Raw genomic sequence first — 14,316 nt, forward strand, 5'->3', positions numbered from 1 at the left:
TGCGTATCGGTTGCTGACCTCCGTTTCTGCGTTTCGAAGTGAGGCAGGTCCCCGAGGCAGTGCGTCGCTCCCTGGTCGCAGCTCTGCAATGAATCGGGCAGGGTGCCGGCTCCCGGAAGAAGGCTCGGGCAGCATGCTAGGAAAATATTTAGAAAAAACATGCACTTATATGGAATCTCGCAGACTATCTTACACCTCAACGTTCGTGGCGTACTTGTTAAGTATCCGGACATCGGCATGTTACGTAAAGATGTTGCGCCGCATCGCGTATCGCAAGGATTATGGGATGGAGCTCGCGGGACGCAATGTTGCTCGGGTTCCGGTACGGTTCCCTTGAACGCGGAAGTCAATTGATTAACAATATAGCGCTTGTCAGTCCTTCATGGGGAGGGCTCGCTCGGAGAACGAACACGAGGACCAGAGTTATGAAGTCGAATCAGTTCACAGCCGCCTTTTTGCTTGCTTGTTTCTTTTCTTCCGCGGCGTACGCCGAGGAACATGTTGTGAACGCACAGGCCACCAAATTCCATCCTGTCGTCGTATTTGCCAAGCCAGGGGATTCTATCGTCTGGAAAAATATGAGTGGACACGACGCGCAGTCCATGGAGTCGCTTATACCTGAAGGGGCTGAGCATTGGCACGTGCCCATGGGCAGCGACGGGTCGGTTGTCCTGGACGTGGAAGGGGTATATGTTTACAAGTGCACCCCCCACTTTGCCTTGGGAATGGTGGGCGGCATCGTAGTGGGCGAACCGAGTAACATGGAACAGGTGGAGGCGCATGCCAAGGGGATGGCCAAACGGGCGGTGATTAAGATGAAGAAGGCCATTGCCGCAAGATAAGCAGAAGTTCCGCAGGGGGCGGGCAGGCGCCAGCTGCCTGGTTGCGGCTTTGCTCGCGCTGGCCCCGGCGCTCTTCCGCGTACCGCCCGTATGGGCCGATGTGGGCGGGCAACCGGAAGAGTTGAAGGTATGCGCCGACCCTTACAATCTGCCCTTTTCTAACAAGGAAGGGAACGGTTTCGAGAACCGGCTGGCGGAGCTATTTGCCGAGGAATTGGGGGTGTCTCTGCGTTACGAGTGGTTCCCGCAACGCAGAGGGTTCGTGCGCAATACGCTTAAATCCGAACTCTCCGATGGCGTGTACAAGTGCGACTTGATCATGGGGGTTCCGTCCGGTTTCGAGTTGGCGGCCACTACGATCCCTTATTACCGTTCGACCTACGTGCTGATCTATGCCAGGGGGCGAGGCATGGACAAGGTGCAAACTCCCGGGGAACTGTCGGATTTGCCTCAGGAAGTGCGGCAGAATCTGCGGTTTGGAGTATTCGACCAGGGGCCAGGCCAATTGTGGGTATTCCGCGAGGGCTTCATGGCACAGGCAGTTCCTTACGTTGCACAGGCAGGCGATGCCCGTGTGACGCCAAACCAAGTGATTGACGATCTGATCAAGGGAAAAATAGACGTAACCATCATCTGGGGGCCGTTTGGCGGATACTATGCCAAGCGTCACCGCGATGGGGAAAAATTGGTCGTATTGCCTTTGGCGGAAGAGCGAGATTCTTCACTGCCCAATCTGAGGTTTCAGTACGATATTTCCATGGCCGTGCGTCATGGCGAAAAGGAATGGCGCGAGCGGGTCAATGGCTTTATCCGGGAAAACCGCTCCCGAATTGGCGAGGTCCTGGACGAGTTCGGGATCCCGCGGGCAGAACTGAAGGAATGAGCCGAATCTCCTCCCCTCCGTCAGGAGTAGGGAAGCGATGGACAGAGGCGGTGGCGGCCGTATTGTCGCTCGGAATGGCAACGACCGGCGTCGCTGGCGTTTCAGGACAGGAATCGCAGACGCAGATCGGGCGGATGGGAGACCCTGTCGGCGTCGCGCGGGAAGATCACCGCTTTTCTGAGGCTGAGACCTTGCTGTGGTTATCCGACCACATGGAAAATGTCCGCCAGCCGGTGCGACTGAATTACCGCTTCCGCAAGAGTGGCAGCTATGAAGAGGGCTTCGAGGATTTCGTACGCCTGGACGTGTTGCAGTTGCACAAGGATGGCAGCAAGACGTTGGACATTGACTTCTTTAGCAGCGAACGCAGGCAGAACCCGATGTACGCGAGCAACCTGCGTCGGGTGCGCGGTAATCCCGTGCTCGGTCTTTTCCTGCAAGGAGACATGTACGAGATGGAGCGCCTGACGGAGGGAAGCTGGCGCCATTTTCAGCGCAGGATGAAGTTTGCCTTCGCCGCCGCGACGGTGGAGAAGATCCGGCTGCAGTACGAAGGCGACGAAGTGGAAGCGCAACGGATTTTTATCCGTCCCTACTCGGAAGACTCGAAACGCGACCGTTACGAGATGCTGGCCGATAAAAGTTACGAGTTCGTTTTTTCCGACCGGGTGCCAGGCAAGCTGTACCAGGTTAACAGTGTCATTGCAGCCTCTGAACCGGGAGCAGAGCCTCTGATTGCCGAGACTCTCGTTTTTTCTGGCGTCGAGGAAATCCCGTAAGTCCCGTCGAGAAAGCCCTGCCAGACGCCGCTATGCCAGCCGTCACTGCGAAGTTGCCATAGTCGCGCGCCGCCGCCGTCGGGCCGAGGGCTGTTTTGCAGACGCAGAGGCCGGTGCAAGGTGCACGGCGCAATATTTGAACTCCGGGATCTTGCCGCTGGGATCCAATGCCGGGTTGGTCAGCATGTTGGCGGCTGCCTCGCGAAAGCAGAAGGCCATGAATACATTGCCCTGTTGCATGCCGGCATCAGCGCGGGCGATGGCTTCTATCTTTCCCCGTCGGGATTCAATGCAAATGCGGTCGCCTGGGGCGGCGCCTATTTGCCGTAGGTCTTCGGGGTGTAAGTTGGCCACCGGTTCCGGTTCGATGGCGTTCAGCGTCCGGGAACGGCGGGTCATGCTCCCCGTATGCCAGTGTTCCAGGTAACGCCCGGTGGTGAATACCCAAGGATAATCCTCATCTGGCATTTCGTCGGCTTCCCGCTGTATGGCAGACACGAATTTGCCCTTGCCATTCGGTGTGGGGAAAGACTGCGAGAACAGAGTGGACTGACCGTTCTCTCCTTCCTTGCACAGAGGGTAAGTCAGGGAATCTTCTCGTTCCAGCCGTTCCCAGGTCATGCCGGCGATACTGGGAGTTACACGGCAGATCTCTTCGAATACCTGTTGCGGGCCGGTGTATTCCCAGTCCAGTCCCAAGCGCTGTGCGATTTGTTGGATGATCCACAGATCTTCACATGCCTCTCCAGGGGTCGCGATCGCCTTGCGCCCGAGCTGTACCCGGCGGTCGGTATTGGTGAAGGTGCCGGTTTTTTCCGGGAATGCGGAGGCAGGCAGGATCACGTCGGCAAATCCGGCCGTCTCTGTAAAAAAGATATCCTGTACGACCAAGTGCCGCAGCTTGCGTAACGCCTCGCGGGCGTGCTGCAGGTTCGGATCCGACATGGCCGGATTTTCTCCCATAATGTACATCCCGCGGATCTGCCCCGCGTGGGCGGCGTCCATAATCTCGACTACCGTCAGGCCGGGCTCTGAGGGTAGAGCGGCGCCCCAGTGCCGTTCGAACTTACGGCGGGTCTCTGCGTCGCCGACTAATTGGTAGTCCGGATACATCATGGGGATTAGGCCGACATCCGACGCTCCCTGAACGTTGTTCTGGCCGCGCAACGGGTGCAAGCCGGTCCCCGCGCGGCCAATCTGGCCGGTGAGCAGGGCAAGAGAGATCAGGCAGCGGGCGTTGTCGGTGCCGTGGATGTGTTGGGATATTCCCATGCCCCAGAAGATCATTGCCGCCGGAGCGCTGGCGTAGCAACGGGCCACCTCGTATAGCTTTTTTTCCGGGACGCCGCAGACCCGCGAGACCCGTTGGGGCGTATAGGCCTTGAGGTTGTGGGCGAATTCTTCGAAACCTGTCGTCTTTTCCCGGATGAACCGCTCGTTATGCAGTCCTTCAGCCAGCACAATGTGCATGATGCCGTTCAAGAGAGTCACGTCAGTGTCGGGGCGAAATTGCAGAAAATGGCGCGCATACCGGGCGAGGTCGGAGCGATAGGGATCGATTAAGATCAGGGTCTTGCCTGCCCTGGCGGCGTTTTTCATGAAAGTGGCGGCCACGGGGTGGTTGACCGTGGGGCGTGCCCCGATCACCAGAAGGACATCTGTTTCGGCAACGTCCGCCACGGGGTTGGAGACGGCCCCGGAACCGATGCATTCAAGCAACGCGGCCACTGAGGAAGCATGGCACAAGCGAGTGCAGTGATCGACGTTGTTGGTGCCGAGCCCCATGCGCACCAGCTTTTGGAACAGATATGCCTCTTCGTTGCTCCCCTTTGCCGAGCCGAAGCCTGCGAGCGCCTGGCCGCCGTGCTGGTCGCGGATTTCCACCAGACCGCCTGCGGCCCGGTCCAGGGCTTCTTCCCATGTGGCCTCCCGGAAGTGCTCCAATACGCGGGCAGGTGGGACAAGATCGGCAGTCTTGGCAACCCCTTGGCGCCGGATCAGGGGGCGTATCAGCCTTTGCTCATGGTGCACGTAGTCAAAGCCGTAGCGGCCCTTAACGCACAGTCGGCCATGATTGGAGGGGCCGTCGCGCCCGGAGACGCGCAGGATGCGGTCTTCGCGGACATGGTAGCGCAACAGGCAACCGACGCCGCAGTAAGGGCAGACGGAGTCCACCTTACGCTCCTCTTGTTGCTTGGCTTCTTTACCGGCCGGCATCAGGGCGCCGGTGGGACAGGCCTGCACGCACTCGCCGCAACTGACGCAAGTGCTTTTTCCCATGGCATCGCGCATATCGAACACGATCTCGGAGCGTTCGCCGCGAAAGGCATAGCCGATTACGTCGTTTGCCTGTTCCTCGCGGCAGGCACGCACGCACCGGTTGCATTGGATACAGACATCCAGATTCACCTCGATAGCCGGGTTGCTGACGTCGGCGGCAGGGGACTGCTGGCGCCCCGGGAAACGGGGGTGGCTCACTCCCAATCGTTCCGCCCAGTAATCAAGCTCAGAGTCCCGGGTGTAGGGAGAACGCCCTTGTTCCGGCATGTCGGAGAGCAGAAGCTCCAGCACCAGCCTCCGGGAGTGGAGGCTGCGCTCGCTGTCGCCGCGCACTTTCATGCCTTCCGTCGGGCGCCGCCAACAGGAGGGGGCCAGCACCCGCTCTCCTTCGATCTCTACTACGCAGGCCCGGCAATTGCCGTCTGGTCGGTAGCCCTCTTGGTAGCACAGTTTCGGGATATGGAAGCCGGCGCGACGGGCGGCCTGCAGGATCGTGTCGTTGGGTGCCGCGCGCACCGGCTTGCCGTCGTACATGAACGAGACGGTCCCTTGCTGTCGCAGGCCTTCGGTATCAGCGGGTTTTGCCATTAGATAACTCCTGAGGGAAATATCGCATTACGGACAGCATAGGGTTGGGCGCCGCCTGGCCTAAACCGCAGATCGAGGCATCGCTCATTACCTGCGCCAGTTCTTTTAACAGGGGCTGGTTCCATAGTGGCGCTGACATCAGCCGCGCTGCCTTGGCCGCTCCCGCGCGGCATGGCGTGCATTGGCCGCAGGACTCGTGCTCGAAGAAGCGCATAGAGTTCAATGCCGCGTCGCGGGCCCGGTCTTGCTGGGACAGGACGATAATTGCCGCGGAACCAATAAAACAGCCGTATTCCTGCAAGGTGTCGAAGTCCAGCGGCAGATCGCCTAGCGAGGCGGGCAGGATGCCCCCCGAGGCGCCGCCGGGAAAATAGCCGTAGAACTCGTGGCCGGGCAACATGCCGCCACAGTGCTCCGCGATCAGTTCCCGTACCGTGATCCCGGCTGGGGCGAGGTGCACGCCGGGTTGCCGTACGCGGCCACTGACCGAGAACGAGCGCAGTCCGCTACACCCCCGCCGCCCCTGGGCGGCAAACCAGGCGGCCCCACGCTCCAGGATCTCCCGCACCCAGTGCAGGCTTTCCAGGTTGTGTTCCAGTGTCGGCCGGTCAAACAATCCGCGTTCGGCCACGAAGGGTGGGCGCAACCGCGGCACCCCGCGTTTGCCCTCGATGGATTCGATCATCGCCGACTCCTCGCCACAGATGTAGGCGCCGGCGCCGCGGCGCAGGTGCAGGGTGGGCAGGGGACAAGGCGGGGCCCGTTCCAGCTCCCTCAACTCCCTTTCCAGCAGCGCCCTGCAACCGGCGTACTCGTCCCGCAGGTAGATGTAAATATCTCTGGCTTCCACCGCCCAGGCGGCGATCAGGGCCCCTTCCAGAAACCGATGCGGATCGCGCTCCAGATAATACCGGTCTTTGAAGGTGCCGGGTTCGCCTTCATCAATGTTGACGGCAAGGTACTTCGGACGGGGCTGCGCGCGCAGGATGGACCATTTGCGCCCGACGGGGAAGCCGGCGCCACCCAGGCCGCGCAGGCCAGACTCGCTCAGTTGGCCAATGACCTGTTCCGGTTCTCGGTCGCCATCTCGGCAAGCGCGCAACAGGCGGTAGCCGCCTCCCCGGCAATAGGCCGTGTAACCGATGCACTCGGGCCCCGTCTGTTCCAGCAGGTCACGGGTCTGCCCGGCGCGTACGGCGGCATGCACCCGTTCCGTGTCCGCCCGCTCAATGGGGTTTTGCCCGACTACAGCCACCGGGGCGCCGTGGCAACGCCCCACGCAAGGTACCGGCTGTATCCGCACCTGGCTTTCGTCCACGGTGTTACGCAGGCCGTCAATCAGTTTTTGCGCGCCGAGCATCTCGCAGGTAATCGAATCGCAGACCCGGACCGTCAGCGGCGGGATAGCCGCATCGCCCTCCCGGACCACATCGAAGTGGTGGTAGAAGGTGGCGACCTCGTAAATTTCCGCCATGGGAAGGGACATTTCGTGGGCAAGGGCAACGAGCCAAGAGACGGGGAGACACCCTTTGGCATCCTGGACCTTGTGCAGATATTCGATAAGCAGGTCCCGGCGCCTGGGCGCCGCGCCGAGCAACTGTCGAAGTTCGGCGAGTACCGCCGGTTCGGCAGTTCGTCCTCGGATTTGGTGCTTGCGGCGTTGGCGGGAGAGATGCCCGATCCTAGCTACGGCCTGGTCCTCCAAAGAATATATTCATGCCCGTTGTAGCGTCAGGACCTCTCCCTTGCCGCTGACTGACAGGTCGCCTGAAAATTGTTCCGCTACGATAGACAACTTGTAGAAAAATTGCAATTCTTGGCGCGAGCGGGCCAATTGTCGGAACAGCACCCGCAGCATACCGAATTCGGAGCGCCCGCTGTAGTTGAAGATGGCCGGCAACGCCGCCGGCCGGCGCGCCAGCACGAGGCTTCCCCGCCGCATTCCCAGCGCCATCCTGGGGCCAATGCGCCCCAACACAATCACGGTGCCGGCGCGCATTCGGGTGGCGCATTCCGAGGCGGCGCTTCCCTCGACCAGGATCAGGCCGCGCCGCATTGCCTCGCCGATGCGCCGGCCGGCACTCCCGCGGACGTGAATGTAGCCGGCACGCATCCCCAGGAGGTTGCCGGGCAGGGCGCCGCCCAGGGCGTCCCCAGCGTTCCCGGCAACGCGGATCTCCCCGCCGCTCATCCCGGCCCCAGCCCAGGCGGCGACGTCGCCAAGCACCTCGATGCGCCCGCCGCGCATTTCTAGGCCCAGTGCCTCGCCGGCATCGCCGCGCACTTCGATGCGCCCGCTCCTCAAACCCATGCCGAGACGGTCAAACCAGGGGCTGCCCGGGTCGAATACCAAGCTCCGCGGGCGGGAGGCGCCCTGCGCCCGGAATAGCTCTCCCAGCGGTACCTTTTCTGTGCCATACGGTAACTCCAGGCCGCGGAGCGCGGTAAGGGACAGGCCTTCCGAGAGCCCGGACGATAAGGGAGAGAGGTCCAGGGCACGTGTCAGAGGCGCCCGCAATTGCAGCACGCCGGTCATTGCAACAGCCGCTGCAAGGGGAAGTGGTACGGACCCAGCGAGCCGCCGTAATTGCCGGCGCCGATGCCGAGCAGGCGCCCGGTGCGGCAGGCGGCACGGATCCCTTCGCGCATTGCCTGAGCTACGGCATCCTCGCTCAGTCCGTCAATGACGACTTCCAGAACGCTGCCGACTGCAGGCGGCAGGCTGGACTCTACCTGCCCGCGCAGGGTGGGGCAGAAGGCATGGTTGGTAGATGCCTTGAGCTGGGGATACTTCGAGCCCACCTTGGAACCGGAGCGGACGACGCCTCCGGGGAAAGGCGCGATAACCTCCGGCAGTTCGGCGATGGCAGCCGTTGCCGCTTCACAGGCCAGCAGAGCCTCGGTCGTATCCCGCGCCATCACCAGAAAGTTGCCGCCTCCTACCGCTTTGCGCATGCAGGCGTCTTCCTGGCAGAGGAACTCGCCATCCATGACTGGGATCCGCCAATAGCGGATGCCGCCGATCTGTTTGGAAGACTGGAAGCCGTCCCCGAAATAGCGCAGTTGGCGGCCGAGCGGCAGGCGTTCTCCCTCGCGCAGACCGGAGAAGCAGGCGCTGCCCGGGCTGGTGAGGACGCATTGTCCTACTCGGGTGAGCGTTTGGCGAGCCAACTCTTTCCGGCCCATCGCCAGCAAGAGCACGGCGGCGCCCGGGCGTCCATCCGGGGTTTCGCTCGCCGCGAGCTCCCGTTCGACGCCCGCCTCGCAGCCACAGCCGATGACCGAGGTGGCGAAGCCCGTAGCGGCCCGGGCCGCGTGTCGCGCCCAGCGGTGATTGCAGGCGGTCAGGATCAGCCGTGTTCCCCACATTGGGAAGGCCTCGGCAAAGGTGTCCAGGATGGGGACGCCGTGGATTTTCATGAACGGGGACGCAGAGGCGCGTATGCGTATTCCTGGGGCAATTCGTCGCCCAGCGGGAAATTCTCCAGGCGCATGGTGTGGTAGCGTCGGAAGTAGGAGGCCACGCGGCGCCGGATGCCCGAGTCGTACTCCGGTTGAACGCAAAGGACGCGGCCGCCGCGCGGCGCGGCGTCCAGCACCTGGCCGCGTCGGACAATCAGGCGCCCGTCCTTGAAGACGTATTCCGGACTGGCGAACATGCGCTCCGCGTCGCGTTGCGGGCGATAGACGGCAATGTCCGCTACGGCGCCGACCCCCAGGTGACCGCGTTCGCTCAGACCCAGGCTGCGGGCTGGCCCTGCCCGAGTGATAATGGCGATCTCGTAGAGACTGTACTCGCGGGAGATGGCGCCGAGGTGGCTGGCGCGCGCGGCCTCCGGGTGGATGGCAGCCAGGCAGTCATTGCGGAATCCGCGGTCCATCAGCAGCCGGATCAGCCGCGGGTAGGAGGAGAAAGGGGCGCCGTTGGGGTGGTCCGTGGTCAGGAAGATGCGCCAGGGATCGTTTACCAGGAGGAACAATTCGAGCCCGATCGCCCATTGCAGGGCATTGACGTAACTGCTGTCGCGGTAGCGGAAAGGCATTACGCCGCAGCCTGCGTCGCACTCGATGTCCGCGCACGCCCAGCGACGCGGGTGGGCGTACCGATGCCCGGCGTATTGCTGCATGGTGTCTCCGGAGGCGGTCAGGGTCTGGCCAAACATCGCTTGGCCCACATCTACCGAGATGCCGGGTTGCCCGTTGATCGCCTCCGCCAGCCGGGCGGCGCCGGAGGAGAAGCCCCGGTCTCCTTCCGTCCCGTAACTGTGGAATTGCAGATGGGTCAGGTGCAACGGCAGCCCCTCTGCCGCGGCGATGGTGCGCAGCGTGGTCTCCACGTTTCCGGGCGCACCCAGGTTGCAACCATGCAGGTGCAGGGGATGGTGGAGGCCGAGTTCCCGCACTGCCCGCGCCAAGGCCAGGAGGATGCGGCGGGGCGTCAATCCGTAGCGGCGGTTCGGTTGATCCAGATCGAGCCGGCGCTGGTTGAACTTGAAGGCATGGATGCCGCCCGGATTAACGGCCTTGACCGCGATGGAGCGTGTCGCCTGCAGCATCCAGGCCACATAGTCGCACACCGATTGCGGTTCGCTGCCGGCACGCAGCAGGCGCAACAAGAAATCGTCGTTGCCGAGCAATACGTAGCTGCCCTTGTCCAGCAGCGGGATATCGGCGAACTCCAGGTGTACCTGGCGGGCGTTGCTGGGCAGCATGGCCGGCTCGAAGCAAGATGTGTAGCCCATCTGGGCGTAGCGGTAGCCGATGGCCGCGGCGGTGGGCGCCGCCATGCCTCCCCCCGCCTGTGTCCGGCGGCCGCGCCGCAGCGGATGCTGCCGCTGATCTTCAGGCAACAGCAAGCGCCCCAGGGCCATTTTGCCGCCGCCGATATGCGTATGGATGTCTATGCCTCCCGGCATGACGACCCGTTCCCGCAGGTCGTATTCTCTACTTGCCGCCGCTTTGCCGCGGGGCGGGGCGACGATGCGCCCGGCATCTATGTATAGGTCGCGAACGCGCCCGTTTATGCCGTTATGCGGATCGTACAGCCGTCCGCCGCGCAGCCGGATCATGGTCCGTACCCGGCAGGCAGGGCAGAGGCGATTTCCTCCAGGGTTTCGGCTACTCCCGGGTGGGATGGCGGCGCCGCGCCGTCCGCCAGCGGCAGCACGACCGAGCCGTCGCAACGGAACAACATTCCCTTTGCCTCGACCCCCGGGGTAGCCACCGGCAGATATACTTCCGCCTTTCGGGGGGCCGGGGTGTCGGGGCGCAACAGCAGTATCCGCGGCACGGAAGAGCGCGGCGGGCGGCGGCTGCCGTCAAAAGCGGATATCCAAAGCAGGGCGTCTGCTTCGCCCCGGGCCAGCAGCCGCTCCGTCGAGTAACGCGTTGCGTTATGTTCGGGATACCCCTGCCGAAAGCTGACGCGCAGAGGATATCCGCTTTGCCAGAGGCAGACATTGAGGGCCGTGGCGCCGCCGTCACTGCCGCCCAACGGCAAGGCGGCAAACCGGGTGTGGACATTTAAGCTCCGCAATAACTCCTGGAAGGCGCGGATATGCAGGTCCGCCTGGGCGGCGGGAAGCTGTGCCGGCTCCCATACCATGACCCCGTAGCGGGCCGTCCGCAGCATTTGCGCCAGGCGCCGCCACCGAGTCAGCGGTATGCCCGCCGCCGTCTCCGCCTGCAGCCGGACTTCGCGCACCAAGGCGGTAAGCACGGCGGCGGTCTCGGCCAGGGCGTGACCCGGCACCGGGAAGTGCAAGGGCAGGCGCCCCGTGGGCGAGCGACCGCTGCGCGGGTCCAGATCGCGGCCCAGATAGATTAACCGCGGTTCGCATCCCCTACGGTCCAGCGCATGCCGGTTCCAGACCATGCGCTCCAGAAAGCGGGGATAGCGCGTGCCGGGGTCGCTGCCCGCGAATACCAGGAGGTCGGCACGGTTGCGAAGCTCGGTCAAGGTCGTGGCAAAACCGCCTTCTTCCTGCATGGCCCGGGTCGCCGCGGCGATCCCGTCGCCGTTCATGTGATCGAGTACCCCGCCCAGTCTCTCGGCCAGCCGCAGTGCGGCCTGCATCCCGGCCACGTCTGTCCCCAGGCCGGCGAACAGAGGTTGGCTGGCCGCCGCGAGCAACTCGGCGGCGCGGCGGCATGCCGCCGCCCAGTCTGCCCGCCGCCCGCGCAGCATAGGTGTCGCGCGCCGACGGGAAGAACATGCAAACCCCCGTTGTGCCCGCGGGCAATGGGGCAACCGCAGGTGTTGGGCGCCGTCCCTGCGCCGCTCGAGGACCAGGTCGTCGCAGAGCAGGGAACAGAAAGGGCAGGTAATGGGCGTGGACGCAGACGTTGCCGATTGAATCCGCATATAGGTATTATGCATGTTTGCGGCTCCTGAGTATCGGGAGAGTTTATCGGCGTATATTGCAGTAGCGGACTCCCGGAGACCATATGTTGTCATACGCAATGTTGGCGGTTACGCCTTTCCTTTGCCCTTCGCTTCATTCCCGCGCCTCGTAAAGTGCGCGTGCGGCTGGTTATGGCGCGTGCCTTTCCTGCCGATCGTTGCTGCTCGCGCGGCACGGGGCGCAAGGGCTAGTCGGGGACGGAGGAGAAAGATGGATTTGCAGGAAAATAGGTGCCGGAAGCGTTGGCGCCATGGTCTCTGGGGCCGCTTTCCCGCGGCACGGCCTGTGCCCGGGGGCAGGTCGGAGGAATAGGGTGGTGCGCCCCGGACACCGGTTCCGTCCTGGGTCGGCGCCCGTGGCCCCGGATGGCAAGGCGTTACGGGTCGCTGCGACGGAGGTCTCCGTCATCGCCCCGGCACGCCTGCATATGGGGTTTTTTGGTCTCCAGGGCGGGGGACCGGGCCGCTGTTTCGGCAGCTTAGGGCTGACCCTGGCGGACCTGGCGCTTCGGCTACGGGTCCGGCAGGCCCTGCGGTTACAGGTCCGCGGGCCGATGGCGGGCCGGGTTCGCGAGGTGGTGGAGTCCTTGTGCGTGCATCTGGATTTGCCGCAAAGCATGGAAATTGTTGTAGAGAAAGCGATTCCACCGCATATGGGGCTGGGCTCCGGGACGCAGTTGGCGCTGGCTGTGGGCAGTGCCGTCCTGCGTCTGCACGGAATGCAGATGCCGCCTGCGGAGCTGGCGTCCTTGTTGGGACGGGGAAAGCGCTCCGGGATTGGTGTGGGCGCTTTTTGTTACGGAGGTCTGTTGGCCGACGGGGGCAGTGGCGCCGCCACTGTCGTGCCGCCCGTGGTCAGTCGTCTTGAATTCCCCGAAGAATGGCGGTTGTTGCTGATGCTGGATCATTCCCGGCATGGCTTCAGCGGCAACCGTGAACGGCGCTCCTTCGAATCCTTGCCTGAGCTGCCCATGACCACAGTCTCCCACTTGTGCAGACTGGTGCTCCTGCAGGCGTTGCCGGCGGTCTGCGAGCGCCGCATCCAGGATTTCGGCGCCGCCATCGGGGAAATCCAGCAGATCCTGGGTGGCCATTTTGCCGCGGTGCAGGGCGGTTCCTATACTAGCCCCGAGGTCGCGGCGGCGATGCGCTGGTTGGTCGCCGAAGGCGCGGCCGGGGTAGGGCAGAGTTCCTGGGGGTCCACGGGTTTTGCCTTGTTTCCTTCCGAAGAGCAGGCCTCGGGAGTTTTGCGGCAGGGCCTTATCCGCTGGCGCGGGCATGCGCAGCTGGAATTGCGAATGGTATCCGGGCGCAACCGCGGCGCCGAAATTGAGGAGGGCGAGCCCGCTACCGGCGTTAAGTCTTCCCGGCGCCCTGCCTGTTGAAGATTGCCGGGGAGACAGGGCCAAAATTATGGCACGATTGTTGATCCTTGCCGCCAGTGCCCGGGCACTGGCGCAAGCGGCCCGGCGCGCGAGCCTGCGGGTACAAGTCGCGGATGCCTTCGCCGACGAAGATACCGCGTCCTGCGCCGAGCGCTTGTGGCATATTCCGGAATTACTGGGGGACTCCGAAGAACGCTTGCTGGAGGCGGTAGAGCCGCTATTGGCAGCTCGGCCGCGGGTCATTGTCGGGGGGGGGCTTGAGGCGTGGCCGCGCTTATTATGCGAACTGGAGCGGCGCGCGGAGTTGCTGGGCACTTCAAGCGAACTCTGGCTTAACATTAATAAACAGTTATTTAATAGGAACTTAAAAGATAAATATAATCTGCATACCAGTATCGGTCGCCGGCCATCTAGAGGAGACTGGCTGGTCAAACGAACTGGCGGCAGCGGCGGCTGTAGGGTGCGGCCATGGTGTCCTGGCGAGGCGCTGCTTCCCGGGGAGTACCTGCAAAAACGTTTTCCGGGGCGGCCCCGTTCCGTAGTGTTCCTTGCCGATGGCAGGCGGGCCGTCCTGCTGGGGAGCAATACGCTGTATTCCCTGGCGCCGGAACGCGGCGATTTCCGCTATGCGGGCGCGATCAACCAAGCCCGCCTGCCCGCTGCGCTGGAGCGCGGCTTGCCGGAACGGGTGGATGCCCTGGTACGGGAAACCGGACTGCGCGGGCTTTGCGGCCTGGATTTTTTCGCAGCTCCGGACGGCAGCTTGCGTCTCCTGGAGATCAACCCGCGTCCTACAGCGACCTGCGAATTGCACGAACGGCCGCCGGGGCTGTTGCGGTGGCATATCCTGGCCTGTCAGGGGCGCCTGCCGCGCCGGATGCCCGCACTCCCGTTACGGCCTCCGGTAGTAGGGCAGAGCGTCTGCTACGCTGGCAAGGGTTTCGTTTTGCCTGCCGATTGGCGCTGGCCCTCATGGACGGCGGACCGGCCGCGGCCTGGCGCCTGGATAGCGGCCGGCCAGCCGGTATGCAGCCTGTACGCGCGGGCGGCAAGCGAAACCCGGGTAAAATCTCTACTGGCGGCACGTCAGGCGCGGCTGGTCATGGCCCTGCGTCTGCGTGGTTTGTCGCCGCTGGCGATCCCGGCCGTGTGCTAA

The 14,316-nt window shown here is 63.4% G+C and carries 11 protein-coding genes; 5 read left to right on the forward strand and 6 right to left on the reverse strand.

Going from position 1 to position 14,316, the window contains the following annotated elements; genetic code table 11:
* The first annotated feature begins 425 nt into the window (after nt 1-425).
* From OXU43_01265 to OXU43_01275, 3 genes are all read left to right on the forward strand, one after another.
* Nucleotides 426-842, forward strand: coding sequence for a plastocyanin/azurin family copper-binding protein (locus OXU43_01265; GenBank protein MDD9823800.1), 417 nt, complete (start codon nt 426-428; stop codon nt 840-842).
* A complete protein-coding gene (locus OXU43_01270) occupies nt 829-1,725 on the forward strand; it encodes a quinoprotein dehydrogenase-associated putative ABC transporter substrate-binding protein (GenBank protein ID MDD9823801.1) in 897 nt (298 codons plus the stop codon). Before OXU43_01265 ends, OXU43_01270 begins: the two co-directional genes overlap by 14 nt.
* 134 nt (nt 1,726-1,859) lie before the next feature.
* Complete coding sequence (locus OXU43_01275; protein MDD9823802.1) at nt 1,860-2,504, forward strand: hypothetical protein; 645 nt, start codon at nt 1,860-1,862, stop codon at nt 2,502-2,504.
* 42 nt (nt 2,505-2,546) lie between these two features.
* Here the strand turns inward: OXU43_01275 and fdhF are convergent, their stop codons facing one another.
* From fdhF to OXU43_01305, 6 genes are read right to left on the reverse strand one after another with little or no spacing between them, the layout of a single operon-like run.
* On the reverse strand, nt 2,547-5,372 hold the full coding sequence (gene fdhF / locus OXU43_01280) for a formate dehydrogenase subunit alpha (protein ID MDD9823803.1): 2,826 nt from the start codon (nt 5,370-5,372) through the stop codon (nt 2,547-2,549).
* Nucleotides 5,356-7,053 (reverse strand): NAD(P)H-dependent oxidoreductase subunit E, encoded by a 1,698-nt coding sequence (locus OXU43_01285; protein ID MDD9823804.1) that lies wholly within the window; start codon nt 7,051-7,053, stop codon nt 5,356-5,358. Before OXU43_01285 ends, fdhF begins: the two co-directional genes overlap by 17 nt.
* 33 nt (nt 7,054-7,086) lie before the next feature.
* The gene (locus OXU43_01290; protein MDD9823805.1) at nt 7,087-7,908 is read right to left on the reverse strand and encodes a formylmethanofuran dehydrogenase subunit C; all 822 of its coding nucleotides are present in this window, start codon (nt 7,906-7,908) and stop codon (nt 7,087-7,089) included.
* A complete protein-coding gene (fhcD, locus tag OXU43_01295; GenBank protein MDD9823806.1) occupies nt 7,905-8,792 on the reverse strand; it encodes a formylmethanofuran--tetrahydromethanopterin N-formyltransferase in 888 nt (295 codons plus the stop codon). The genes OXU43_01290 and fhcD overlap by 4 nt, the downstream gene beginning before the upstream one ends.
* Nucleotides 8,789-10,441 (reverse strand): formylmethanofuran dehydrogenase subunit A, encoded by a 1,653-nt coding sequence (locus OXU43_01300; GenBank protein MDD9823807.1) that lies wholly within the window; start codon nt 10,439-10,441, stop codon nt 8,789-8,791. The genes fhcD and OXU43_01300 overlap by 4 nt, the downstream gene beginning before the upstream one ends.
* A complete protein-coding gene (locus OXU43_01305; protein MDD9823808.1) occupies nt 10,438-11,559 on the reverse strand; it encodes a hypothetical protein in 1,122 nt (373 codons plus the stop codon). Before OXU43_01305 ends, OXU43_01300 begins: the two co-directional genes overlap by 4 nt.
* 530 nt (nt 11,560-12,089) lie before the next feature.
* Between OXU43_01305 and OXU43_01310 the strand changes: the two genes are divergently transcribed.
* The gene (locus tag OXU43_01310) at nt 12,090-13,160 is read left to right on the forward strand and encodes a GHMP kinase (protein MDD9823809.1); all 1,071 of its coding nucleotides are present in this window, start codon (nt 12,090-12,092) and stop codon (nt 13,158-13,160) included.
* A gap of 28 nt (nt 13,161-13,188) precedes the next feature.
* Nucleotides 13,189-14,316 (forward strand): ATP-grasp domain-containing protein, encoded by a 1,128-nt coding sequence (locus OXU43_01315; GenBank protein ID MDD9823810.1) that lies wholly within the window; start codon nt 13,189-13,191, stop codon nt 14,314-14,316.

This window comes from Gammaproteobacteria bacterium (genome assembly GCA_028817255.1).
Lineage (GTDB): Bacteria > Pseudomonadota > Gammaproteobacteria > Porifericomitales > Porifericomitaceae > Porifericomes > Porifericomes azotivorans.

Bases quoted from the DNA above. Each gene is read 5' to 3' on its own strand.
- OXU43_01315 (MDD9823810.1), top strand. From the start codon at position 13,189: ATGGCACGATTGTTGATCCTTGCCGCCAGTGCCCGGGCACTGGCGCAA.
- OXU43_01290 (MDD9823805.1), bottom strand. From the start codon at position 7,908: ATGACCGGCGTGCTGCAATTGCGGGCGCCTCTGACACGTGCCCTGGAC.
- fdhF (MDD9823803.1), bottom strand. From the start codon at position 5,372: ATGGCAAAACCCGCTGATACCGAAGGCCTGCGACAGCAAGGGACCGTC.
- OXU43_01265 (MDD9823800.1), top strand. From the start codon at position 426: ATGAAGTCGAATCAGTTCACAGCCGCCTTTTTGCTTGCTTGTTTCTTT.
- OXU43_01300 (MDD9823807.1), bottom strand. From the start codon at position 10,441: ATGATCCGGCTGCGCGGCGGACGGCTGTACGATCCGCATAACGGCATA.
- fhcD (MDD9823806.1), bottom strand. From the start codon at position 8,792: ATGAAAATCCACGGCGTCCCCATCCTGGACACCTTTGCCGAGGCCTTC.
- OXU43_01305 (MDD9823808.1), bottom strand. From the start codon at position 11,559: ATGCTGCGCGGGCGGCGGGCAGACTGGGCGGCGGCATGCCGCCGCGCC.
- OXU43_01275 (MDD9823802.1), top strand. From the start codon at position 1,860: ATGGGAGACCCTGTCGGCGTCGCGCGGGAAGATCACCGCTTTTCTGAG.